Genomic DNA, 23,209 nt, shown 5'->3' with positions numbered 1-23,209 from the left:
ATAGATTATCTAATTAATTAATCACTGAAAAACAGAGGATCGCGTTCCCCCATGATCGGAAAGAATAAAAGAGCAGGGTGTCGTTCGATCGAACGGCCCTGCTTCTTTAGTACAAAAAGACTATTTTGACAACAAGGGAAAATAATTCACACATCCTTATTGCAAATGATTCTCATTATCATTTATAATGAAGAGGAAATACACTTTCCTATGCTTAGTTTTACAGAAGAAAAGGTACTCTTTTTAACATGATGCTTTTGTTACCCCCCAAAATAATAATTGTTTCATCCCTTTGAGTACCTTGATCTTCTTTTAAGACTGTCAGTTAGACAGTCTTCTTTTTTGCTTATCTTCCCCAGCAACGTTTTCCCATTCTTTTATCAACAGGTTTCCTCAATCGATAATTTTCCGGGGATTATGCATAGTAACCGCTTATGAAACGTATCATTTATTAATTAGAATCATTGATAATTTAAAATTATTATAATTAAACATTGATTTTTAGTAGATTTATATTATAATTATAGTTGTACTAAGTTAAGGAGAGGTGTTATATAGATGGTAAATGAAAAAAGATACTTAACGAATGCTGCTGGCGCTCCAGTAGGAGACAACCAGAACTCCATGACTGCCGGTCATCGCGGTCCGACGTTAATTCAAGATGTACACCTGCTTGAAAAACTGGCTCACTTCAACCGAGAAAGAGTGCCGGAACGTGTTGTCCACGCAAAAGGTGCCGGAGCTCATGGCTACTTTGAAGTTACCAACGACTTATCTAAATATACAAAAGCTGCTTTCTTACAAGAAGTAGGCAAACAAACCCCAATGTTCATCCGCTTTTCCACTGTTGCCGGTGAATTGGGCTCGGCTGATACCGTTCGAGATCCACGGGGCTTTGCTGTCAAGTTTTATACAGAAGAAGGCAATTATGATTTAGTGGGTAACAATACCCCAGTCTTTTTCATCCGCGATGCGATCAAGTTCCCGGACTTCATCCATACACAAAAACGCAACCCGGCAACACACTTGAAAGATCCGAATGCTGTATGGGATTTCTGGTCCCTGTCCCCTGAGTCACTGCATCAGGTAACAATTTTGCATTCTGATCGTGGAATTCCAGCAACTTACCGCCATATGGATGGTTTCGGAAGCCATACGTTCAAATGGACGAATGCTGAAGGCGAATCTGTCTGGGTAAAATACCACTTTAAAACAAATCAAGGCATTAAAAACCTGGATCCTGATCTGGCGGCAAAACTAGCCGGGGAAAATCCTGATTATCATATCGAGGATTTATATAATGCAATCGATAATGGAGACTTCCCTGAATGGACTGTCTACGTTCAAATTATGCCGATCGAGGATGCCAACACTTATCGTTTCGATCCGTTCGATGTTACAAAAGTATGGTCTCACAAAGACTATCCATTGATCGAAGTTGGAAAAATGGTATTGAATAAAAATCCGGAAAATTACTTTGCAGAGGTAGAACAGGCAACGTTCTCTCCAGGAACATTGGTACCTGGTATTGAACCATCCCCTGACAAAATGCTGCAAGGCCGTCTGTTTTCCTATGCGGACGCTCATCGTTATCGTGTCGGCGCCAACCACCAGGCATTACCGATCAACCGTTCCCACGCTGAAGTAAACAACTATCAGCGCGACGGTCAAATGCGCTTTGACGGAAACGGCGGCGGTTCTCTTAACTACGAACCAAACAGCTATGGCGGACCGCAAGAAGCGCCTGAAACCAAACCTGCAGCTTATGAAGTTACCGGGATGGCAGACAGTGTAGCTTACGATCATAACGATCATTATACACAAGCAGGCGACTTATACCGCTTAATGAGTGAAGATGAGCGTACCCGTCTTGTAAATAATATCGTCGAAGGCATGAAGCCTGTTGAAAAAGACGAAATCAAGCTACGCCAAATCGAGCATTTCTTCAAAGCTGATCCTGAGTACGGTACTCGTGTAGCTGAAGGTCTTGGTTTGTCTGTGCCTGTGAAAGCATAATCAACAATCATTATCTAATCCATTCCACATTGCTTGCCGCCCATTTTTGGGCGGTTTTTTTTATGAGATAATAAAGTCCTAGTAGGGATGTGACGTGGTCCGGCTCTAGCCTTCCCCCTTGAGGACTTTAAGCAAACCTCCGTGTGGCAAAGAACCACCACTCCCAGGTTCGATTTAGGCTAGTGGGCGTTGTACAAGGTGTTCCGCGCTTATTATAGGAGAGTGGAAATATCCCACTGTTTAGGAATCCTGGCTGTTGCCCCATGCTGAAGTACTGTGTATCATGCAATTAGAGACTTTACCATGATGGAATCCCACCTAGTTAGGAGTTTTAATAAATGAGTACGGAACAGGAAATCTTTTCTCCATTACCTCTCGATTTTTACGATCAGCCAACCCTGCAGCTTGCCCCCGCCTTATTAGGTTGTCTCTTAGTAAAAGAAACATCCGAAGGCACGGCCTCTGGAATCATTGTAGAAACAGAAGCTTACAAAGGCCCATTTGATCAGGCGGCACACAGTTTCAAAAGCCGGCGCACGAAACGTACGGAAATCATGTTCGGTACCTCTGGTAGTACTTATACTTATGTGATGCATACGCATTGTCTAATGAATGTTGTCAGCGGAGGAGTCGATGTCCCGGAAGCCGTCTTGATTCGGGCTGTAGAGCCGTATTCCGGTCTGTCTCTGATCCACTCCCGGCGGCCAAAAGCCAAAAACGAACGTCAACTTACCAATGGACCGGGAAAGCTTTGCAAGGCTTTGGGAATATCCATGGAGGATTATGGCCATCGGCTGGATCAGCCTCCGTTATGGATTGCCTCCGGCCCGGATAGAGATAAATTTGTCACGAAAGCAGGACCGAGAGTAGGTATCGACAATACAGGCGAAGCGAAGTTCTATCCGTGGCGTTTCTGGATTCAAGACAACCGATTTGTGTCTAGATAAAAAGCAAGTGGGGTATCACATGAAAAACAGCGTAGCTGGGGGAAGTATCTCAACCAAACGGGGGCAAGGTTTGTCCATTGGAAACAGAATCCTTACTATCGGCCAATATAAGAAGGAATTATTCATACTTCCTAACCAGTCCTTAGAAACCACAAAACGCTTTCTTACAAAAAAAGAAAAACCGAACGAATTCGAAGAATGTTTAAGGCTTCGAATCATCGTTTGGTTTCTCCTTCGTCCACTTTGCTTTTCTCCCGCCTAAATGCATATGTTCCGACCAACTTGCATGTATTTCAAAAAACTAGAAGATAAGCAGCGAATCTTTATTCAGAAAAACTGTGTCGCTTTTCGACATCTCCATTTTTCTTGTGGATAACAGCCTCTGTTCCTTTATTTTCAGCAATTTCTTTCGCCCGTTCGACAGCATCCGATTTTTTGTCGAAAACCTTTGAAGGCTTTTTTGCATCCTTTGCTTGTACAGCCCAGCCGTTTTCATGTGCTACGACATGCTCTCCCTCATCCATTAGTTCGGGACGCTTATCGTACTGCTCGTCTTCTTTGGAACGTGATTGAGGATCCCCTTCATCCTTATACTCCTCGATTTCTTTTTTAGATGCATTGTCATACCACTCTTTTGCCTGGTCTGTCGCGATCGGAATAGCCCTTCCCTCATCATATCCCTCATCAAGCATCGCATTGGCTATATCAATCGCCTTTTTTCGAATGACTGGTTTGAAATTTTTTAATGAAGCAGGGTAATCATTCATCGTCCAAGGCACATTTACCACTCCTTTTACCCGAATTATTTATAGATAGTTTTCCCTTTCCCTGCTCCCCTAAACCATTTGATAAAGGTACAGCTAAATCCTCCAGGCATTTCGATTTTAGACAGGTACACTTACCGGTGGCGGTGATTTTAACCAATCTAAAAATTGAACAGATAAATTAAAATTGTTAGAAAAATTAACAATATAAGAGCATTCTTTTGTTTTTGACTAGCTGTTTGCTTCTAAGCCTGACTAAGCATTCCTAATCCCTTTTAATCAAGTTTATTGATATTTGAGTAAATTTACCAACTCTCCTATGATTATTAATGTGCTTTGTAAAAATGAAAATAACCATTAAAGGAGGCACTTGCTATTAACAGTTCAAGCGTAACTGCGACTGCAGAAGCAGCTGACAAACTGGCATTCAGTAAGCCAGCTGTTGAAGACGGCGCAGCAATGTGGGAATTGGTAAACAATTCGACGCTCGATCAAAACTCGGTATATAAATATATTATGATGAGTGAGTTTTTTGCTGAGACTTGCGTAGTTGCCAAGGAAAATGATAAATTAGTTGGCTTCGTTACCGCATTTATTCCTCCAGAGCGTCAAGATGTGGTGTTCGTATGGCAGATTGGCGTTTCCTCTGACCAACGTGGAAAAGGAGTTGCTTCCAGGTTGCTCCAAGAATTGGTCAGCCGCGATGCCTGTCGGGATGTCCGCTTTGTCGAAGCGACAGTCACCCCTTCAAATGACGCGTCTCAATCCTTGTTCCGCGGGCTAGCCCAAAAATACAATACAGGCTGCCATGTAGAAGAGTTGTTTCCAGAGGAGCTGTTTCCGACGGACGACCATGAAGGGGAATTGAGTTTCAGAATCGGTCCGATTGAAAAGTAAATCAGACTTCCTGAACAAAATTTCGCAACACAATTATAATCAAGGAGGAATTGTAAATGAGCCAGACAAATTTATCGATTTTCGAAAAACTGGAATCTGAGGTAAGAAGCTACGTACGCAGCTTCCCTACTGTTTTCAATAAAGCCAAAGGGGAAAAAATCTGGGATGAAGATGGAAACGAATACTTAGACTTCTTCTCCGGAGCCGGAGCCCTGAATTACGGCCACAATGACAACAAAATGAAGGCCAAGTTAATTGATTATATTATGGATGATGGAATCACCCATTCTTTGGATAAAGCTTCTACAGCAAAAGCTGAATTTCTAACCAAGTTCCATGATGTCATTCTCAAGCCGCGCGACTTAGATTATAAAGTGATGTTCCCTGGACCGACAGGAACAAATACGGTGGAAAGCGCCTTGAAACTGGCAAGAAAAGTTACCGGACGTACAGATGTAATCAGCTTTACAAATGGTTTTCACGGAATGACCATTGGATCGCTATCCGTAACAGGTAATTCCTTTAAGCGGAAAGGGGCAGGCGTACCGCTGCAAAACGTGGTGACCATGCCATATGATAATTTTGTCAATGATGATTTAGATTATCTTGAGCGATTCCTGGAGGAAGCAGGTAGCGGAGTTGCCATCCCTGCAGCCATGATTCTGGAAACGGTTCAAGGCGAAGGCGGAATCAACACTGCCCGTTTTGAATGGTTGAAACGCGTGGAAAATATTTGTAAGCGCTGGGACATCCTGCTGATCATTGATGATGTGCAGGCAGGAGTAGGTAGAACCGGAACATTCTTCAGTTTCGAACCAGCAGGCATCAAACCGGACATTGTATGTCTTTCCAAGTCATTGAGCGGTTATGGACTGCCATTCGCCGTCACCCTTATCCGCCCTGATTTGGATATTTGGGAACCAGGCGAGCATAACGGTACTTTCCGCGGTAACAACCATGCCTTTATTACCGCTACGGCAGCCTTGGAATATTGGGAAGATGCAGACTTCGAAAAGAATATTCAAGTCAAGGCCAAAATGGTCCGGAACTTCCTGGATAAAATGGTCGAGAAATATCCTGAATTAAAAGGAGAAGTGCGCGGAAGAGGTTTGATGACCGGTATTGCTTCCGAAGTGGACGGTCTGGCAAACAAAGTGGCTGCAAAAGCGTTTGAAAACGGACTGATCATGGAAACTTCCGGTCCGAAAGATGAAGTATTCAAGCTTTTCCCGCCATTGAATATTAAAGAAGAAAACCTGGAAAAGGGCTTTGCCATCATCGAAGAAAGCATTAAAAGCCTCGTGAAAGAACCAGTTGTCAACTAATCGCTAAACTGTGCTATACAAGCGCTTCATCAATCAAACAACGAAACCGGGAGGAAACCAAAAATGAAAGTTGTAGCTTTAAATGACGTATTAGGAACGGAACATGATGTAGACGGAGGCAATTGGGTAAGCAGACGTCTGATTAAAAAAGACGATGGCATGGGCTACTCTGTAAACGATACAATTATCAAAGCAGGAACAGAAACTCATATTTGGTATCAAAACCATTTGGAAGCAGTTTATTGCATCGAAGGGGAAGGCGAAGTTGTTACCCTGAAAGATAACAAAGTATGGCCGATCAAAAAAGATGAACTATATGCTCTGGATGAGCATGACGAGCACCTCCTTCGCGCCAGAACGGATATGCGAATGGTATGTGTATTCAACCCACCGCTTTCCGGAAAAGAAGTTCATGACGAAAATGGCGTATATCCAGTCGACGAAGACTAATAAATCAAGAAAATCAAAGGCAGTCTCGCACATTGATCAACTTTAAGCTGCTATTTTCTGCAAGAAGCTATATACGAGACAAAGTGACCGGGACAAAAGCATAGTGACCAAAACAAAGCCGAACGAATCCAATTCGTTCGGCTTTGTTGACTTTTTTCATAACCTGGCTTAGCAAAAAGGAAACCGGCATTCCCTTATCGCTTGAACCACTTGATTATGTGGAAATCAGACCGCGAAAACGTAGCGATTCAGCACCTATCAAACAACAGGATAAAAAGGATGTTTATCAAAAGGACTTACAAAGGACAAAAGCGCAAGCGCCTGTTTAAAGGAGTACAGGCTAGAGCCGCCACGTCCTGTGGCAACGCCTGCATGACCCACATCGTTTGGGCCCCCGACAAGCTTAAGAACAGCCTCGGCGTGGCGCTTTTTGCCACACAGAGGGTGGGCTTAAGACCTCGAGGGGGTAGGCACTGGAGCTGGACGTGGCTGTTTCAGCCAATAATTTTCCACAGACAGTTAAATTTATAATTTCCTGTACAGTCAAAAAACCGAACGAATTCAGTTAGCTTTTAGAATTCGTCCGGTTTTGCTTTAATGTCTACCCATTTTTCCCGATCACTTTTTGGATTAGGAAGCATTTCCCTTCAACGGAATAGGCTGTTGTTGAAAGATGCGCGCAAGATGAACCAGATTATGGCCGGCCATTTGAACGTTTGACTGAGTGAATTCGTTTTTATATCCCTCTGCTTCAATAAAGGATGGTCCTGGCCCTGCTTCGCCTACCCAATAAGCAATTGGATTGGGCGGAATCGCATAACCGATTTGCGATAATCCGAAAATAAGGTCGCCGGCAGCATTTTTTGCTCCATCCTCATTCCCTGTGACCACCGCACCGGCCACCTTGTTATAAAACACTGGCTGACCTTTTTCATTTTTAACCGTAGAAGAGCCATTAAAGCGTTCCAGCACTTTTTTCGAGACACTGCTTTTTTCACCGAGCCATACAGGAGTACCCATCAATAATATGTCCGCTTCCTTAATTTTCTCGAATAATTGTGGCCATTCATCGCCGTCTCCCATATCTTCCGCTATTCCATAAGCAATATTATAGTCGACTACCCGGATCAGTTCTGCTTCTACCTGCTCCCCTACAAAAATCTTAACGAATTCATTCAACAGGGCATCGGTGTTCGAGGGTTCATCCGATTTTTTTAAGGAGCAGTTCAAAATCAATGCTTTTAATGGTGCCAATGTCATCCTCCTTTTAGTAATGATCTCCTTGTGCTGTTCCCGTTACAAATAAAAGATATGCACCTTGGGGATACATTTCCTACTTATAAGATGATGTTTTGTATTGCTCGATAAAGGATATTGATAACTATACGTCAGTTCCTAAACAAAAGGAGGATTAGCTTATGACAACTGTTCGGGAAGTAATGACAGACAATGTAACAAAAGCTAAACCTGGTGACAGCTTAGAATCGTTAGCGCAGGAAATGGATGCACGCGATGTCGGTTTCCTTCCTATTGTAGATGAAGACAAGCTTGTCGGCGTAGTGACCGACCGTGATATTGTACGCAAAGGACTGGCCAAGGATTTCAAATCGAATGGCGTTTCGGCTGAACAAATCATGACCGAAAAAGTCATTACAGCACTTCCTAATATGCAGGTGGAAGAAGCTTCGCGCCTCATGCAAGATCACCAGATTAAACGACTGATCGTTGCTGAGGACAGAAAAATCAAAGGGGTTGTTTCTCTAGGTGATTTGGCTGTCTCCAACAAGGAACAATCCGCTGAAGATGCTTTAGGCGAAATCAAAAAATCGAGCAATGGATAAGTGAGGTGTCCGATAATGGCTGAAAATAAAGACAAACTATTCGACAATCATGAAAACAATTCACCAGAACAAGAAAAGAAACGGAAGGATCCCAATAAAGACCCCGATCCTGAACGTGAAGTTGAAAGCAACAATAAAAAGAACCAGGAAAAGAATCCGGATGACTTTCAACAGTAAACAAGTATGGACGAGCGGGTCACAAACCCAGGATTCGAGAAAATCACCAGCATTCGTAAAATGCTGGTGATTTTTCTTTCGGATTTAGAGAAAAAAGAAAATTACATACAACTACCCCCTCTGAAATTCCTCCATGTTTTTGGCAAAATAAATCTCAGAGTAAAGGCTTTGCCACAACTCAGCCGGAATATATGTCTCTATTTATCCGCTATATGAATAGGATGCTGTTGTCTTTTCCATATTATGAAGGAAGAGGAAGATTCCTTATCCCTTTTCAGAAAGGATGGTATGTAATGGACGAAAATAAACAAGCCAGGAAAGCACTAAAGAATATCGAGAAAACAGAAGAAGTCGAATTTTCCTATGAGCTGGCCGACTCAGAAGACATGGAAGCAATGGAAAGAATGAAAAAAGCGAATAAACGCCAGGAACAAAATAAATCGGAAAAATAAACACGCTTGCCCGGGACGTGTGCTATTCCGATAACAAGGACATAATCTGTAACCTGTAAAGTGAATTGGAAGAACAACTATTCACAGCTAACAGATACAGAATGTGGCCAAGACAAAAGCGTAGTCACCAAAGCAAAAACCGAACGAATTCTAAATGAGTGCTTCGTACCGCTCCGTTTTCGTGTTCGGATTTCCACATGATCAGATATGTATGAATAAAGCCGTTTTCTTCTATTGTTTGATGAGTACCTAAACAGCTTTTCAAAACAATAAAAAACAGCGATAACAAACTCATTTTTGGCGAGATTAAAAATCAGGATGGGGAGTTTCCTTTATTTTTCGGCAATGGGAGTGTGTGCATTCTAACTGCATAAAAAGGACAAAAGCGCAAGCGCCTGTTTAAAGGAGTACAGGCTAGAGCCGCCACGTCCTGTGGCAACGCCTGCATAACCCACATCGTTTGGGCCTCCGACAAGCTTAAGAACAGCTTCGGCGTGGCGCTTTATGCCACACAGAGGGTGGGCTTAAGACCTCGAGGGGGGTAGGCGCTGGAGCTGGACGTGGCTGTTTCAGCCAATAATGATCCCTAGACAGTTAAAATGTATTATTTCCTATACAATGATAAAGAAGTACCCCTGGTATTTTCAAATGTAGGGACGAAGCAAAAACGGAAACCACACCAGCAGGGGAAATATCTCACTCCAACGGAGGCAAGGTATGTAGACTCCAGCGGGAAGAGCGCGAGCTGAAGATCCACTTGGTATAGCGATTTTCTTTACCAAGTTAGCTGAAGCCGTGCCCGCGGAAAGCGAAGTACCTTGCCGGAGTGGAGATGTGCACGATTCAAAAGAAGGCTAGAACGTTTTTTTTGATGGTCACTATGCTTTGTCTCAGCCTCGTTGTTTGACTATTTTACATGAATCCATGGCTCCTTCCTATCGTTTGTCTCCACTTTCACAAGATCAGATCCGCAATGCGCACAGCGGACGGCGTGAATCGGTATGGGCATGCGACAGTAATTACATTCTTTCTTCTGCATGGCCATTCCTGGATGTCGATCAAGTTTTTTCCAACGATTCATTTGCCGGATGACCAGAAACAAAGCGAAAAAAATAATCAGAAACCGTATCAGTGAAGTAAGGAACAGTCCATAATTGATTGTGGCAGCTCCTGCTGCCTGAGCTTCTGCCAAAGTTTCATATCGACCACTCCCCAAGACAATATACAAGTTGGAAAAATTCATTTGGGAAAGGAGCAATCCGATTGGAGGCAGCAGGACATCCGTCACCAGTGAATCCACTATACTGCTAAATGCAGCTCCAAGAACCATGCCGATTCCCATGTCGGCAGCATTTCCACGCAGGATGAATTGGCGAAATTCTTTAAATATCGTCGATTGCTTCCCCCCTCCCCTTTCAAAATATCTATATGCTTCATTTGGACATTCTATGAAGAGAACACACTGGCAAAGCCCATCTCCACCATACTTTAAAAGCAACTTCCACCGTTTTATAATAGATAGACGGGCAGGACAGGCTTAGACAATCGTGAGAAGGAGCATCAGGATGAACAAGAAAAACTTAGACAATTATCTAGAAGAAGGAATGTACGGCACAAAGCAAACAAAGCCGGCCGAGCGAAAACGGTACTTAGGCACGTTAAGAGAAAGGATTCTGCTCGCACTAAAAAAATCTCAGGTCATGCAACAAAAAGGGCTCGAGGAATTAGCAGCTGAGATGGATACAAATCCGGATGCAAGGTTATTGCTGAATGGAAAAATCAGTTCCCGTTTCTTTAAAGAATACAAAAAGCTGGCACGTCAGCATAACATCCACTATACAGCGGTTACGAATAAACAGGCTGAGACAGATATCGGGATTATTTTAACGAGTAAAGCTGCAGTAGACCGTGAGACAATCTTTATCGAGAAGGAAGAAGAGACTCCAGCCTCCGGAGCAGCAGACAGCTCACGGGGGATAAAGTCGAGGCTTAAAAAGTGGCTTGGTTTATCAGAACGATGAGTAATTGACGGCCATTACATTTGCGTAACATTCAGCCAAAAAAGTTTATTTCAACACCACTGGTGAAATAGTTTAGTGTACTTGAAAAGCAGTACAAGCTTATCAAAAAATCCAACGGAGGTGTAGAGAATGGCTGAAAACCGTTTAAAAACTGGAGAAAACGTACCTGAAACAGGAAAGTACAAAGTAGACGGATTTGTCAATGAAGACGACGCTTCCCAACAAGACGACACAGAAATCAATGTCGAGGAAGGGGAACAGTTTCCACCGTCCCCAACCTCCCACAAAGCAGTGTATTGGAAAAAAACTTCTTAAAATGAATTACAACTGCCAAAATGAAAACACTGTACAGGAACAGCTGACTCCCCGTACAGTGTTTTTTATTACCTCTTGCTAGTTGCACCTTTCACAGCAATCGTATTTGCAGACACTCGGCTATACGATGCCGGATCTCATCCAGTTCGCTTATCCCTTTAAAATTTGCCAGCAAACCCTGGATTAAAAACTTTTTAGGCTCGGCTTTTCTCATTTCTGATGACAAATAGTCGATCACACCTTGGAGTTCCGTCGCCTTAGCAGAATCGATATCCAATTGATTGACAACCTCCTGCATTTCCAGTAAGTTTTTTTCCATTTCCTGTTTAACAGAGTCCGGCGGTAGTTTCATATGTTTTGTGGATTCCAGCAGTTGCTCCTTTGTGATCAACGGCTCTTCCCCACTCTCAAAAATACCTTTGACGATATCATCCAAACGCCGGACAAGGAAGACGGCCATTTTATGAAAGTCAAGTTCGACATCGTACTTGATGCTCAATTGCATATAATTCGACAGCATCCCCTCGACAATAACACCCAAATCGACAACATATGTTTCTGCTCGATTCCCGTACATATTTAACAAATTTTGCTCATACCAACGCTTGATTTCGATATCTTTCTGTCTTATAAACTCAAATAACTCCTCATTGAGGGATATGGTCTGTTCTCGAAACTGGGTGATGATAAAATCTTTATGTTTTAGAATTTCTTCCAATTGAATACGGATTTGTTTGATGAAACTTTCTTTTGGCGGTAGATTTTCCTGCCTGACTTCTTCCACTTTGGTATTCATCAAATCGTAATAGTATTCGAATATACGGAGCATTAATTCGTCCTTGGAACGAAAGTGGAGATAAAACGATCCTTTGGATAAATTGCTTTTATCGACAATTTCCTGAACGGAGGTAGCATAGAACCCCTTTTCAGCAAAAAGCGCAATGGAAGCCTCGATTATGTTTCTCTTTTTTTCGTTCATTACTATCACTTCCTAGGCTTTACAATACTTTTTACTTATTCTATCTTTTATTGTGTCGTTTAACCTGCAATCAGTCAAGCAGAAGTCTGCTCATGCGTTGGAGTTCACTTTTCACGCACTTATGAAAGCCTATCGTCTAAACAAATGCCCGTATAAAAAAACATCCAGTCCATGTAAAGACTGGATGTTGCATTTAAGGGTTGAGGATCCGCTGCAAGAATTGCTGTGTTCTTTGCTCCTTCGGTTCTTTCAATACCTGCTTAGGAGGTCCCTGTTCAATAATGTAGCCACCGTCCATGAACAACACTTCATCGGAAACCTGTTCCGCGAATTGTACCTCGTGTGTGACAATCACCATTGTCCAGCCTTCATTGGCCAGCTCTTTGATGACTCCCAGTACTTCTCCGATTAATTCCGGATCGAGAGCGGAAGTTGGTTCATCGAACAGCATCAGTTCCGGTTCGATGGCTAAAGCACGGGCAATCCCGACCCGCTGTTGTTGTCCGCCGGAAAGTTGATGTGGATACAAGTGCATTTTATCTCTCAGGCCGACTTTGGCAAGCAGCCGTTCTGCCATCTCCTGAACCTGGTTTTTTTCGCGCTTTTGAACAATGATCGGCCCTTCTGTCACATTTTCCAATGCCGTTTTGTGCGGGAACAAATTATATGACTGAAAAACCATACCTGATTTCCTTCTTAACCGCAGCCAGTCTTGTTTACTCACTTTCTTGCCAAAATCAAGACTAAAACCATCTTCAAAGGTGAAAACACCGCCGCTCGGCTCTTCCAGGGCGTTCAAACAGCGAAGCAGTGTCGTTTTCCCGGAACCGGATGGTCCCATGATCGTCAATACTTTGCCTTTTTCCACGCTGACATCAATATCCTTCAGCACCTCTAATTCGCCAAAGGATTTCGATAATCCCTTTATTGATAAATACATTGCTCAACCTTCCTCTCTACCTTGCCGTGTAACGCGAAAGTCGTCTTTCGATTGCTTCCTGGACGAGTGACAGCAAGAAACAGATCACCCAATACAAAATTGCGGCTTCCACATATATCAGCATGAAGTCGTACGTCCTCGCAGCTATCTCCTGCGCCCGGCGAAACAGCTCGGTTACCAGAATCAACGAGGCCAGCGACGTATCTTTGACCAGGCTGATAAACGTGTTGGACAGCGGTGGAATGGAGACTCTTGCCGCCTGTGGAAGAATGATCCGCTTTAAGGTAGTAGAATGGGACATGCCGACTGTATAACCTGCTTCCCATTGGCCTTTTGGAATCGATAAAATAGATGCACGGATAATTTCAGATGCATAGGCCCCTACATTCAAGGAAAAAGCGATAATCGCACTCGGAAACGGATCAATCGTTATATTTAGGCTGGGCATCCCATAAAACACGATGAACAGCTGCACCAGCATAGGTGTCCCTCTGATTGCGGACACATAAGCGATGGCAGGCGCCCTTAAAAACCGGGAATTGGACAGCCGCATCATCGCGGTCAACAAAGCCAGTACTATTCCTACTGCAAAGGAAATCAGCGTTAGAGGGATGGTGTATTTAATCCCCCCGGTGATCATCGGGAGCAGGGAGTTTTTAAACAGCTCCCAGCCCCCCATGTCTGCTGTAATGGTCAGCAAAACATTATTGAGAAGAGACATCTTCACCAAACCATTCTTTGGAGATTTCCGCTAAGGTTCCGTCTTCTCTCATGGCTTCTAGCTGTTTATTGACAGCCTCGACTAATTCTTCGTTTCCTTTGTTGAATGCGAAGGCAGATTCTGAAGCATCACCCTGCTCCGCGGCTATTTTGATGCTTTCATCCCCTTGCTGGTTGATATAATCCAATACCGCCAGTTTATCGTTCACCGTGACATCTGCTCTGCCTTGCTTGATCAATTCAATGGATTGCGCCAGACCTTCGACGCTGACAAGTTCCGCGCCATTTTCCTCGGCAATTTCTCCGAAATTACTCGTTAATGACTGTGCGGATTGCTTGCCTTCCAAGTCTTCGAAAGAAGTGATATTGTTGTTATCTTTCGGGACGACTACTACCGCAGAGGAATACGTATATGGATTGGAGAAATCATAGTTTTGTTTACGTTCTTCATCAATGCCGACCTGATTGGCAATCACGTCAAAGCGTTCGGCATTCAGGCCGGCAAACATGGAATCCCATTGTGTTTCTTCAAATTCCACATCGATTCCCATCCGGTCAGCCACTTCCCGGATAACTTCCACATCATAACCAGTTAACTCACCTTCGTCATTATGGAAGGTAAATGGTGCATACGTACCTTCCGTGCCTACCGTAATGACTCCTTCTTCCATGATTTGATCATATAGTGACGCAGACGATTCAGAGCCACTGTCCGAGCTGCCATTATTTTCGTCGGCCCCGGAATCTCCCTCTGAATTGCTTCCACATGCTGCCAAAACAGCAACTAGGCCGATGATAACCAGCCATGCACTTATTTTTTTCATATCGAAAACCCCCAGTATGTTTATCGGAATTGTTGTCCAGACGTGATTATACCCCAGTTAAGATCGCTTTGTAAAACAATTAAACCTTTCATCTGAAGTATTCCCTAACCTTGTAAAAATATTGTCAAGCCATAAAAGAAGAGGACTCGTCCTGTGCATGACGCACATAGCAACTCGTCCCCTTTTTCAAGGTCAGTATTACCTTCCCCTCCTGGCTGTTTTCCAATCGCATCCTTTTGCAGTTGGAATCCCAAGAGGGGAAGTTATTATATTGATTCAACAAAATCCATCCACTTCCTTTTCATTTTACAAGGTCATCCTTCTCGTTCAGAGTCCTTCGCAGTTTTTTAAGGGCTTTTTTATGGCTTTTAGACACAGCTTGTTGGGATTTTTTTAGAACTGCAGCTATTTCCGTGTCACTAAGCTCGTGTACATAGGCCAAGTTGAGAATTTTTTTCTGGTTCTCTGTCAATTTGGTGATGGCCTGATACAGCCTTTCATCAACGACCAGATCCTCAAGCGTATAATTCCGCCCAGTGGAGAATACTGCTTCCAGGCTGGACTCCTGCTGTTTGTCTTCGATAACATCTTTTAACGTGTATTCGGAATCATCTGTTAGAGGGGAGTCAAGAATGAGCTGATTGCGCATTTTCACATTTTTGTATTTTTTATCATAATTTATGGCATTGAAATGTAGGGTATTAGAGAGATAAGTGGTCAGCCTGATATTAAAGTAGTAGGCGCGGAATTTATCATCTAACTTTTTCGTGTTGGCATGGGATGGATAACAAATGGTCTGGACAAACAACTGGTAGTTATCCTTCTCTTTCAAAAAAGCGGAGACAATCGTGTTGTTAAGGAACTCCTGATGTTCATCTATATATTTCTTTACCTCGGACGCACAGGGATCTTCACGTTCTTTCACCAACTAATCCCCCCTTCCTGTTTTCCTGAAAACGGGATGAGCATCTCTACTTCTGGGATAGCTTGGTCGAGAGCTCGTTAATCACTGTCTCCAGATTTTCAATTTTTCGTTCAAAGCGAAAGAACAAATAAACAGTGACTGCGATAGGAAAACCGAAATTCCCCAACAAAGTGACCCAAAGTGGAAAGTCAAAAGAATTCATTAACATCGCCTCCCTGTCCTTCATTTTTTCAAACAATGTTACTCTCTACCTGAACTTGAAAATCGAAAAATCCGGGAACCGCAGAAATATCATAACGGCTTACGGCTTCTACCATTTTCAACTGTAAATCCTGGTACATATCTTCCCTGTTTTTCTCTTCTGTCTGGTAAAGGGATTTCTTGACTTTTGGCTCGAATGCATCGAGAATGGCTATCAAGGCGGACGGGTTACTCCTAGACTCTGTCGTTAACTGATACAGTGACTTTTCCTCCATTCAGATAACCCCCCTAATGATATGACTTGGCTTGCTTACTCTATAAAGAAGTCCTCCTCCCCCAACTAACAACCTTTGTCTATAAAATTCTTATTTACTTTATTTTACAGAAAGAACGAACGTTTGGGTATTGGGACTTTCCCCTGTCATTCCGGGCAGTTAGCAGCAGGATGGCATTCCATCTTTCCTCTATAATGCATAACTAGTTAATAAGTCGGGGGGGAGCTATGGCGGACTATGATGATATTTGGCTCTTGACCATATAGACGTCTGTAATTTCAACGTGTTCCTTTTGCAGTGGGAATTTGTCTGATATATTTTAAAGGACACAGAATAAACGGTAAGGATGATAGAATGAAAAAATTTATTATAGTCGGGGCCGGCATACTCGGAGCTTCCACCGCCTACCGACTCGCAAAGGCTGGAGCGGAAGTGATGATCGTTGATCGGAAGGATACCGGACAAGCTACAGACGCGGCTGCTGGAATTATTTGTCCCTGGTTGTCCCAACGAAGAAATAAAGCCTGGTATCAGCTTGCAAAGGGTGGTGCCCGTTATTACCCTGAATTGATCAAGGAATTAACATCCGATGGAGAAAAAAACACCGGATACACCAAATCAGGCGCCATCAGTCTTCACCATGACCAAAAAAAATTGGACGCGATGGAGGAACGGGCATGGAAGCGTCGTGAGAGTGCACCAGAAATGGGAGAAATCAGCCGACTTTCAGCAGACCAGGCTAAAGCTTTATTCCCACCGCTTTCAGGTGAGATGGAGGCTGTCCATGTCAGTGGTGCCGCTCGTGTTGATGGCCGTTTGCTGCTGAACGCTTTATTGCGTGCAGCAGCGAAACATGGCGCCGAGAGAATAAACGGTAGTGCCTCCCTCGCAGTCAAAGGAAACAAGGCATATGGCGTTAGGGTTGATAAGGAAGTCTTTTACGCAGATAAAGTGATTGTAACAGCAGGTGCCTGGGCACAGGAACTATTCAATCAAGCAGGCATCCCGTTCAATGTTCGCTTTCAAAAAGCCCAAATCCTCCATTTGGAACTCCCTGATACACAAACCGCTGACTGGCCGGTCGTGATGCCGCCAAGCAACCATTATCTACTCGCCTTTGATCCGAACCGAATTGTAGTTGGCACTACACACGAGGATATCGAACATTATGATACTCGGGCAACTGCCGGCGGTATAAAGGAAATCCTCGACAAGAGCTTGCAAACTGCTCCTGGATTATCGGAAAGTACGCTACTGGAAGCAAGGGTGGGATTTCGGCCGTTCACCCCCGGCTTTCTGCCAGTCATCGGCGCTGTTCCAGGTTTTGAAGGCCTGTTGACTGCGAATGGACTTGGGGCGTCCGGCCTTACGATGGGGCCGTATATCGGTTCCGAACTTGCTAAACTGGCGCTTGGAGAAACGACGGAAATTGACTTAAACCTTTATGATGTAGCGGGTGCATTGACATGATGCACCCTATTATTCGGCATCAGATGTAAAGCTCGCTTGACGTTAAACTTACTTTACGTTAGGCTTGATATGACAGCGAAAGGAGCAGGAAGCGTTGAAAAATGACCTACCGGAATACAGAAAAATACACGGGATTTCCCAGGATGGTTTGGCAGCAAAGCTGGGTGTGTCCAGACAAACCATCATTTCGATCGAGAAAGGCAGATACAACCCTTCACTTCCTTTAGCTTTGCAAATTGCCCGGCTATTCAACACCTATGTGGAAAATATCTTTTTTTTAGATGAATAGTGGTTGCTACACGAAAAGGAGGAGCTTCATGAAGTATTCACGGCTTGCGTTTTTGTTTATCGGTATTGTCGACTTGGTATTATTCGTCTTTTTGGCTGTCGCTGCCACCATAACCGGTGACACCGGGTTGCTGTCGGAAAACCTGATATGGCTTGCCATGGCTGTCATGGCATTTTGTTTAAGTTATTTATTTCCTCAGTTCATTCAAAAAGACGAACGGATGAAGCTTATCCGGCAGAAGGGTATCTTTTTTTCCTTTTTTGCTTTTCTGTTTTACTCCATCCTATTGACTACTTTGTTACACACAAATCTCATTCAGCTGACTGGTTCAGAAACCATCAGCATCCTTACTTCCCTGATGATTTGCACTGTTTTTATTTCCTGGGTTGTTTTATCAAAAATCTACTAAATCGGTATCTTTGGAGGTGTAGCTATGCAAGGGTGGTTTTTTCCACTTTCTTTTATTATCGGATTTCCACTGTTATACCTATTCATTCGCAATGATGTCAACGAGGATAAGGCGTTGACCAAAAAAGGGTTTATCAAACTGGGATCTTTTTTTCTCATTATCTTTATGGTCGCTTTCTTCCTTGGACTGCTGGCAAGATGAAGCTATAGCCGGGGGCACATAACAACACCTGTAAAGTGCTTCGACGCTTGGCGGAGGTATTTAATCGGTTAACACTTGTATTTCTGAAAGAGTTGTAACACCAAGTTATGTTAGAACCTTTGAAACAGTTAGTTCCGGTGGGGGAGATTACAAAGTCCGTGTGGACTATAACTACACTGGTTCTGATGACCTTTTGCTTACATTATGGGATGACGACGGTGATACTTACGAGAAAATAGAGACCGTTAGACTTAAAACCGGGGAGTCACATGTTTTTGATGTTCGTGATGCAGTAGATGGAAGTAATAATAAAGCAGAACTCTTTGTAAATGTAGAGACTGGATCTGGTTGGAGCATGCACAAAGATTATGTTGGTTTAAGTTATTTGGATTAATTATCGGGTGTGTTTATGAATTACAGACTAAGCTATGACAAAGAGTTAAAATAAAACCTAAAGGATAATTAATTCTGGAGGGGAAAATATCAAAAAAAATATTATACCATCTATCACCATAATAATAATGCTTATCTGCAGTGGGTGTGCTTTTGGGAACTCGGATAATTTGATTCCTAATTATAATTATACTCAGTTATTTGTAAAAAAAAGACTTAGTTCACACATAGGAGATGTCGAATATAAAAAAATTTGGGATAAGGATAAGATAAACGAAATCAAAAAATTACTTAATTCTGTTCCAGTAGAATCACCCGGAACTAAACAGATAGAAAAAATTAAATCGCAGTTAGACGAGAAAGGAACATATATATTATCATTCTATACTCAAAAGGATTTAGACAATAGAACGACAGAATCAGTTTTTTATTTAGCTTTATTAAAAAGTGGGCGAATCGTTTATTCTGACCACAATGATCACGAAATGAGCATCCATTTAGTATCCGTTGAAAATAAACCTGAATTAGTAAAAAAAATTATCGAAAAAATTTACTAATCTAATAAAACCCTACCTCTTGTTGATTAACTTATTCCCATATAAACTATTCAGATACAAATTTTGTTCCCCTCCATCCTAAAAAGAGCCTTGCCAGCTATGGCATAGGCTCTTCCTTCTTTATAACCGCTTTTCCACAAACCGTCCGATTCGTTCTATTGCTGTTTGCAATGCCTCCATGGATGCAGCGTAAGAGCAGCGTACATACCCTTCTCCGCCTGCTCCAAACACAGAACCAGGAACGACTGCCACTTTTTCTTCCTTCAGTAACTGTTCGGCGAACTGTTCCGACGTCAAGCCCGTTTCCCTGATGGACGGAAAAGCGTAAAATGCTCCACCTGGCATATGGCAAGGCAGGCCGATCCGGTTACTCGCTTTCACAAAATAATTTCTGCGCCTGCGGTAGCTGGCCACCATTTTATCGACATCCTCGCGTCCATTCCTTAAGGCTTCCAGGGCACCATGCTGGGCAATCGTAGGGGCGCACATCATCGTGTATTGGTGGATTTTCAACATCGCCTGCAGAAGTGGCTCTGGCCCGGCCAAGTATCCGAGCCGCCAACCCGTCATCGCGAATGCTTTGGAAAAACCGGAAATAACCACGGTTCGCTCTGCCATTTCCGGAAGTGACGCTATACTGCAATGAGATTGATCGTAGCTCAGCTCGGCATAAATTTCATCGGAAAGCACTAATAAATCATGCCTTCGGATGACCGTAGACAGCTTCTCCAGCTCTTCTCTTTTCAACGTGGCACCGGTTGGATTGTTAGGGAAGCAAAGCAGAATCATCTTCGTTTTTTCATTAATATGACTTTCCAACTGCTCCGCCGTCAGTTTAAAATGGTTTTCCGCCGTAGTCGGCACAGGAGCCGGAGTGCCTCCCGCCAGTTGGACAATCGGAGCATAGGCTACAAAGCCAGGCTCCGCTATCAAAACTTCGTCACCTGGATCGACCAGTGCCCGGAAGGCAATATCGATCGCCTGGCTGGCACCAGTGGTGACGATGATTTCTTTCTCTGCTTTGTATTCCAGCTGAAACTGCTTTTGTAAATAAGCCGAAATTTCCTGACGAAGCTCCAACAGCCCTGCATTCGCTGAATAGGAAGTATATCCACTTTCCATCGAAGCATAAGCCGCTTCACAAATGTTCCAGCTGGTTACAAAATCGGGTTCCCCTACCCCAAGGGAAACCACTCCCTCCATTTCATTCGCCAAATCAAAGAATTTTCGGATTCCCGAAGGTTTTATGCTTCTTGCTGTTTCCGAAAGATAATGTTTGGAAGATAGCTGTTTCATGGCGACACCACTGCCCGCTTATCCTTCTGTTCCGGTTCAAAAATGACGCCATCGTGTTTATACTTTTTCAGGAGAAAATGGGTGGTCGTAGATAGTACGGAATCTAGTGTCGACAATTTCTTTGATACAAAAAAAGCTACTTCCTTCATGGTTTTTCCTTCAATCTGGACCGACAGATCATAGGCGCCAGACATCAAATAGACCGCTTTCACTTCCGGAAAGCGATAAATCCGTTCAGCTACCCCATCAAAGCCGATTTCCCGCTTCGGTGCCACCTTCACATCAATCATCGCGGTTACACCGTCATTGGATGGAACATGATCCCAATTGATCACAGCCTGGTAATTCAGAATGATATCCCGCTCTTCCAAAGATTTGACAATTTTTTCGACTTCCTGTTTCTCCATTTCCATCATATCGGCAATAGTCGCCAACGGTGTCCGTGCATTTCCTTCAAGAATCTCCAAAATCTCCAATTCTTTTTCATTCATGTTATGTCCTCCATCTCTGTCGTCATTTATCGAAATTTGTTGAACCATCAATTTTTCGTTTACCCCAACTGCCGGATACGTAAAAGTCTGCTCTTTCCCGTAAAATCAATAAAAATATTTGGCAGTCTACTAAAAAGTCACTGTTTTAGAGCCAAGCCATGCACCACTACTGCTAACGGCCGCAACGGACCTTTAGAACATTTTTTAAAACGACAATCCATACAAAAGATACAAAAGATTTAAGCTACATTATATCACAAACACAAGCTGATATTGCAGGAGATTTTTACGAGAAAGGGCTCTGTATTTTGTAGAAAAGGAAGGTTGTGTCAAGGCATATTCTGGCGGGTATAGATAAATAGAATAAGGAAAGAGGAGGAACGGATCTTGACCATACTAGATAATGTTCGCTTATACAGACCGGGAGAAAAAGGGACTCCTGATGACCTCTATCACATGAAAATCGAAGAAGGATTTATCACAGGGATCTATAAAGGAACCGCAACAGAGCGAGACGAACATACCATAGATGGTAGACAACTAGTTGTTGCCCCTGCTTTTAATGATTCCCATTTACATTTGTTGCGGTACGGTTTAATGAAAAAAGAATTGGATCTTCGACAAGTTACAAGCTGGACTGACATGAAGCAAATTATCCAAGACCGCTTTATAGAAGAAGAAATGGAAGAAAACGATTGGGTGATCGGAAGGGGCGTTATTGACAGCCAGTTTACCGACCTCGATCACTTGCTCACCGCTGCTGATCTAGATGAACTGGAATACAACAAACCGATGTTTTTGCTTCATGACGACGGACACGAATGCATCGTCAATCATAAAGCGTTATCCATTATACAGGAGAATGATGGATTGGCTGAAGGACATGACCCGTTTATTGAAAAAGACGAAGATGGCCGTTGGACCGGGCGTTTCAAGGATTCCGCTGTCCATTTTATCAAATTCCATTTTCGCCAGAAGAGCAAACAGGAAATTTATGAAGCGGTTCAAGATGCCATCCCCCATCTTTCCAAAATGGGAATTACTTCTGTCCATACGGACGACCTTAACTATGCAGGGGACTATCAAAGATTATGGAGTGCCTATACCCAACTTGAAAAGGATGGGAAGCTGAACATCGATGTGCAACTTCATCATTATGTTTACAAGCTAACTGACATTCAAGCCTATTTGGAAGCAAATAGCAAAAGAACCGGCGATGGAACCAAGCAAGTAAAAGTAGGTGCGTTCAAGATTTTTCTAGATGGCACCCAACGCCTGCACACATCCGCTTTGCGTCAGCCATATCACGACAAGCCTGACACCAAAGGAAATTTAATATACCCGCAGGAAGAATTAAACGAAATGGTAAAAACCGCTGACCAGAACGGCATGCAAGTTACCATGCACGCTATTGGTGACAGGGCGGTCGAGCAGGCAATAACCGCTTTGGAAAATACCGGTACTCACAGGATGCGCCATCGGATCATTCATGCGCAGGTCTTGGCGCCTGATTTACTTGAACGGCTCCAACAGCTCAAGCCATTTTTAGAAACCCAGCCTGGCTTTATCATGGAAGAGCACGACCAGACGGTTGAATGGGTAGGCAAAGAACGAGAACGTTACTGCAATCCCTGGGCAACTGTCCATCAATTGCAAATTCCGTTTACAGGCAGTTCAGACTCGCCGATCGGCCCGCTGGCTCCGCTGATGAATATGTTTGCGGCAGTGAATCGTACCGATAAACAAGACAATCCAGAGGGCGGCTGGATACCTGAAGAGAAGTTATCAACCGATGCTATCTTCCGAGCTTATAGTGAAACCCCGGCATGGCTGGAATTTCATGAACATAGAAAAGGAAAACTGAAACCTGGTTATCAGGCAGATTTTATTCTGCTATCTGATCATCCCACTGAAATACAACCAGCCGAATTAAAGCATCTGCAAGTGGCAGCGACCTTTTTTCGGGGCAATTGTATCTACCAGCGTTCCTAATGGAAAAACACCGGCTCCAACCCTTCGGAACCGGTGTTTTTT

Annotated in this window: 29 protein-coding genes; 17 read left to right on the top strand and 12 right to left on the bottom strand. The window is 43.3% G+C overall.

From position 1 onward, the window contains the following. Positions 1 to 558 precede the first annotated feature (558 nt). Positions 559 to 2,016 (top strand): catalase KatA, encoded by a 1,458-nt coding sequence (gene katA, locus ERJ70_RS00825; protein WP_209366517.1) that lies wholly within the window; start codon positions 559 to 561, stop codon positions 2,014 to 2,016. A gap of 338 nt (positions 2,017 to 2,354) precedes the next feature. Next, positions 2,355 to 2,963, top strand: a complete 609-nt coding sequence (locus ERJ70_RS00820; protein ID WP_209366516.1) for a DNA-3-methyladenine glycosylase — start codon at positions 2,355 to 2,357, stop codon at positions 2,961 to 2,963. 323 nt (positions 2,964 to 3,286) lie between these two features. Here ERJ70_RS00820 and ERJ70_RS00815 read toward each other — a convergent pair whose 3' ends face one another. Further along, on the bottom strand, positions 3,287 to 3,742 hold the full coding sequence (locus ERJ70_RS00815; protein WP_209366515.1) for a DUF2188 domain-containing protein: 456 nt from the start codon (positions 3,740 to 3,742) through the stop codon (positions 3,287 to 3,289). A 405-nt stretch (positions 3,743 to 4,147) separates the two neighbouring features. Here ERJ70_RS00815 and ectA point away from each other — a divergent pair, with 405 nt between their 5' ends. From ectA to ERJ70_RS00800, 3 genes are all read left to right on the top strand, one after another. Then, positions 4,148 to 4,624, top strand: a complete 477-nt coding sequence (gene ectA, locus ERJ70_RS00810; RefSeq protein ID WP_256439088.1) for a diaminobutyrate acetyltransferase — start codon at positions 4,148 to 4,150, stop codon at positions 4,622 to 4,624. A gap of 56 nt (positions 4,625 to 4,680) precedes the next feature. After that, on the top strand, positions 4,681 to 5,949 hold the full coding sequence (ectB, locus tag ERJ70_RS00805; RefSeq protein WP_209366514.1) for a diaminobutyrate--2-oxoglutarate transaminase: 1,269 nt from the start codon (positions 4,681 to 4,683) through the stop codon (positions 5,947 to 5,949). A gap of 63 nt (positions 5,950 to 6,012) precedes the next feature. Next, positions 6,013 to 6,399, top strand: coding sequence for an ectoine synthase (locus ERJ70_RS00800; RefSeq protein WP_026571490.1), 387 nt, complete (start codon positions 6,013 to 6,015; stop codon positions 6,397 to 6,399). A 630-nt stretch (positions 6,400 to 7,029) separates the two neighbouring features. Here the strand turns inward: ERJ70_RS00800 and ERJ70_RS00795 are convergent. Then, complete coding sequence (locus ERJ70_RS00795; RefSeq protein ID WP_209366513.1) at positions 7,030 to 7,659, bottom strand: flavodoxin family protein; 630 nt, start codon at positions 7,657 to 7,659, stop codon at positions 7,030 to 7,032. A gap of 158 nt (positions 7,660 to 7,817) precedes the next feature. On the opposite strand from ERJ70_RS00795, the gene ERJ70_RS00790 reads away from it, so the two are divergent. The 3 genes from ERJ70_RS00790 to ERJ70_RS00780 all read left to right on the top strand — a co-directional run bounded on the left by ERJ70_RS00790 (position 7,818) and on the right by ERJ70_RS00780 (position 8,869). Then, on the top strand, positions 7,818 to 8,240 hold the full coding sequence (locus ERJ70_RS00790) for a CBS domain-containing protein (RefSeq protein ID WP_209366512.1): 423 nt from the start codon (positions 7,818 to 7,820) through the stop codon (positions 8,238 to 8,240). A 15-nt stretch (positions 8,241 to 8,255) separates the two neighbouring features. Then, on the top strand, positions 8,256 to 8,417 hold the full coding sequence (locus tag ERJ70_RS00785; RefSeq protein ID WP_209366511.1) for a hypothetical protein: 162 nt from the start codon (positions 8,256 to 8,258) through the stop codon (positions 8,415 to 8,417). Positions 8,418 to 8,710: 293 nt separating this feature from the next. Further along, on the top strand, positions 8,711 to 8,869 hold the full coding sequence (locus ERJ70_RS00780) for a YfhD family protein (RefSeq protein ID WP_209366510.1): 159 nt from the start codon (positions 8,711 to 8,713) through the stop codon (positions 8,867 to 8,869). 907 nt (positions 8,870 to 9,776) lie between these two features. Here ERJ70_RS00780 and mscL read toward each other — a convergent pair. Continuing rightward, complete coding sequence (mscL, locus tag ERJ70_RS00775; protein WP_245208080.1) at positions 9,777 to 10,367, bottom strand: large conductance mechanosensitive channel protein MscL; 591 nt, start codon at positions 10,365 to 10,367, stop codon at positions 9,777 to 9,779. 67 nt (positions 10,368 to 10,434) lie between these two features. Here mscL and ERJ70_RS00770 point away from each other — a divergent pair, with 67 nt between their 5' ends. Beyond that, entirely contained in the window at positions 10,435 to 10,890 is a 456-nt protein-coding gene (locus tag ERJ70_RS00770; protein ID WP_245208079.1) for a YueI family protein, read from the top strand. A gap of 129 nt (positions 10,891 to 11,019) precedes the next feature. Further along, positions 11,020 to 11,205, top strand: a complete 186-nt coding sequence (locus ERJ70_RS00765; protein WP_209366508.1) for a YjzC family protein — start codon at positions 11,020 to 11,022, stop codon at positions 11,203 to 11,205. Positions 11,206 to 11,296: 91 nt separating this feature from the next. Here ERJ70_RS00765 and ERJ70_RS00760 read toward each other — a convergent pair whose 3' ends face one another. The 7 genes from ERJ70_RS00760 to ERJ70_RS00730 form a co-directional block, all read right to left on the bottom strand. Continuing rightward, positions 11,297 to 12,184, bottom strand: a complete 888-nt coding sequence (locus tag ERJ70_RS00760; protein ID WP_209366507.1) for a TetR/AcrR family transcriptional regulator — start codon at positions 12,182 to 12,184, stop codon at positions 11,297 to 11,299. Between the two features lie 193 nt (positions 12,185 to 12,377). Beyond that, the gene (locus tag ERJ70_RS00755; protein WP_209366506.1) at positions 12,378 to 13,124 is read right to left on the bottom strand and encodes an amino acid ABC transporter ATP-binding protein; all 747 of its coding nucleotides are present in this window, start codon (positions 13,122 to 13,124) and stop codon (positions 12,378 to 12,380) included. Between the two features lie 16 nt (positions 13,125 to 13,140). Continuing rightward, entirely contained in the window at positions 13,141 to 13,845 is a 705-nt protein-coding gene (locus tag ERJ70_RS00750) for an amino acid ABC transporter permease (RefSeq protein ID WP_209366505.1), read from the bottom strand. Further along, positions 13,829 to 14,668, bottom strand: coding sequence for an amino acid ABC transporter substrate-binding protein (locus ERJ70_RS00745; protein WP_209366504.1), 840 nt, complete (start codon positions 14,666 to 14,668; stop codon positions 13,829 to 13,831). Before ERJ70_RS00745 ends, ERJ70_RS00750 begins: the two co-directional genes overlap by 17 nt. A 301-nt stretch (positions 14,669 to 14,969) precedes the next feature. Further along, the gene (locus ERJ70_RS00740) at positions 14,970 to 15,593 is read right to left on the bottom strand and encodes a sigma-70 family RNA polymerase sigma factor (protein ID WP_209366503.1); all 624 of its coding nucleotides are present in this window, start codon (positions 15,591 to 15,593) and stop codon (positions 14,970 to 14,972) included. A gap of 46 nt (positions 15,594 to 15,639) precedes the next feature. Next, positions 15,640 to 15,795, bottom strand: coding sequence for a YvrJ family protein (locus ERJ70_RS00735; protein ID WP_209366502.1), 156 nt, complete (start codon positions 15,793 to 15,795; stop codon positions 15,640 to 15,642). 28 nt (positions 15,796 to 15,823) lie between these two features. After that, positions 15,824 to 16,069 carry a helix-turn-helix domain-containing protein gene (locus ERJ70_RS00730; RefSeq protein WP_209366501.1) on the bottom strand — a complete coding sequence of 82 codons (246 nt, stop codon included), beginning with the start codon at positions 16,067 to 16,069 and terminating at the stop codon, positions 15,824 to 15,826. Between the two features lie 354 nt (positions 16,070 to 16,423). On the opposite strand from ERJ70_RS00730, the gene ERJ70_RS00725 reads away from it, so the two are divergent. The 6 genes from ERJ70_RS00725 to ERJ70_RS00700 all read left to right on the top strand — a co-directional run bounded on the left by ERJ70_RS00725 (position 16,424) and on the right by ERJ70_RS00700 (position 19,388). After that, a complete protein-coding gene (locus ERJ70_RS00725) occupies positions 16,424 to 17,539 on the top strand; it encodes an NAD(P)/FAD-dependent oxidoreductase (protein ID WP_209366500.1) in 1,116 nt (371 codons plus the stop codon). Between the two features lie 94 nt (positions 17,540 to 17,633). Further along, positions 17,634 to 17,828: a helix-turn-helix transcriptional regulator gene (locus tag ERJ70_RS00720; protein ID WP_209366499.1), complete on the top strand. Its 195-nt coding sequence runs from the start codon at positions 17,634 to 17,636 to the stop codon at positions 17,826 to 17,828. 28 nt (positions 17,829 to 17,856) lie between these two features. Next, positions 17,857 to 18,237 (top strand): permease, encoded by a 381-nt coding sequence (locus ERJ70_RS00715; RefSeq protein ID WP_209366498.1) that lies wholly within the window; start codon positions 17,857 to 17,859, stop codon positions 18,235 to 18,237. Between the two features lie 24 nt (positions 18,238 to 18,261). Continuing rightward, on the top strand, positions 18,262 to 18,438 hold the full coding sequence (locus ERJ70_RS00710) for a DUF3976 domain-containing protein (protein WP_209366497.1): 177 nt from the start codon (positions 18,262 to 18,264) through the stop codon (positions 18,436 to 18,438). Between the two features lie 79 nt (positions 18,439 to 18,517). Continuing rightward, complete coding sequence (locus tag ERJ70_RS00705; RefSeq protein WP_508493494.1) at positions 18,518 to 18,832, top strand: YndA family protein; 315 nt, start codon at positions 18,518 to 18,520, stop codon at positions 18,830 to 18,832. Positions 18,833 to 19,001: 169 nt separating this feature from the next. After that, entirely contained in the window at positions 19,002 to 19,388 is a 387-nt protein-coding gene (locus ERJ70_RS00700) for a hypothetical protein (protein ID WP_209366495.1), read from the top strand. A 120-nt stretch (positions 19,389 to 19,508) separates the two neighbouring features. Here ERJ70_RS00700 and ERJ70_RS00695 read toward each other — a convergent pair whose 3' ends face one another. Both ERJ70_RS00695 and ERJ70_RS00690 read right to left on the bottom strand, forming a co-directional pair. Beyond that, a complete protein-coding gene (locus ERJ70_RS00695) occupies positions 19,509 to 20,684 on the bottom strand; it encodes an aminotransferase (protein ID WP_209366494.1) in 1,176 nt (391 codons plus the stop codon). Then, positions 20,681 to 21,175 (bottom strand): Lrp/AsnC family transcriptional regulator, encoded by a 495-nt coding sequence (locus tag ERJ70_RS00690; RefSeq protein ID WP_209366493.1) that lies wholly within the window; start codon positions 21,173 to 21,175, stop codon positions 20,681 to 20,683. The genes ERJ70_RS00695 and ERJ70_RS00690 overlap by 4 nt, the downstream gene beginning before the upstream one ends. Before the next feature lie 387 nt (positions 21,176 to 21,562). Here ERJ70_RS00690 and ERJ70_RS00685 point away from each other — a divergent pair, with 387 nt between their 5' ends. After that, positions 21,563 to 23,167, top strand: coding sequence for an amidohydrolase (locus ERJ70_RS00685; protein ID WP_245208078.1), 1,605 nt, complete (start codon positions 21,563 to 21,565; stop codon positions 23,165 to 23,167). The last annotated feature ends 42 nt before the right edge of the window (positions 23,168 to 23,209 follow it).

Origin of the sequence: Sediminibacillus dalangtanensis (assembly GCF_017792025.1) — a bacterium.
In the GTDB taxonomy this organism is placed as follows: domain Bacteria; phylum Bacillota; class Bacilli; order Bacillales; family Amphibacillaceae; genus Sediminibacillus; species Sediminibacillus dalangtanensis.
The sequence above is the reverse complement of the archived record's forward strand: the minus strand, read 5'-3'. Positions and strand labels throughout refer to the sequence as shown.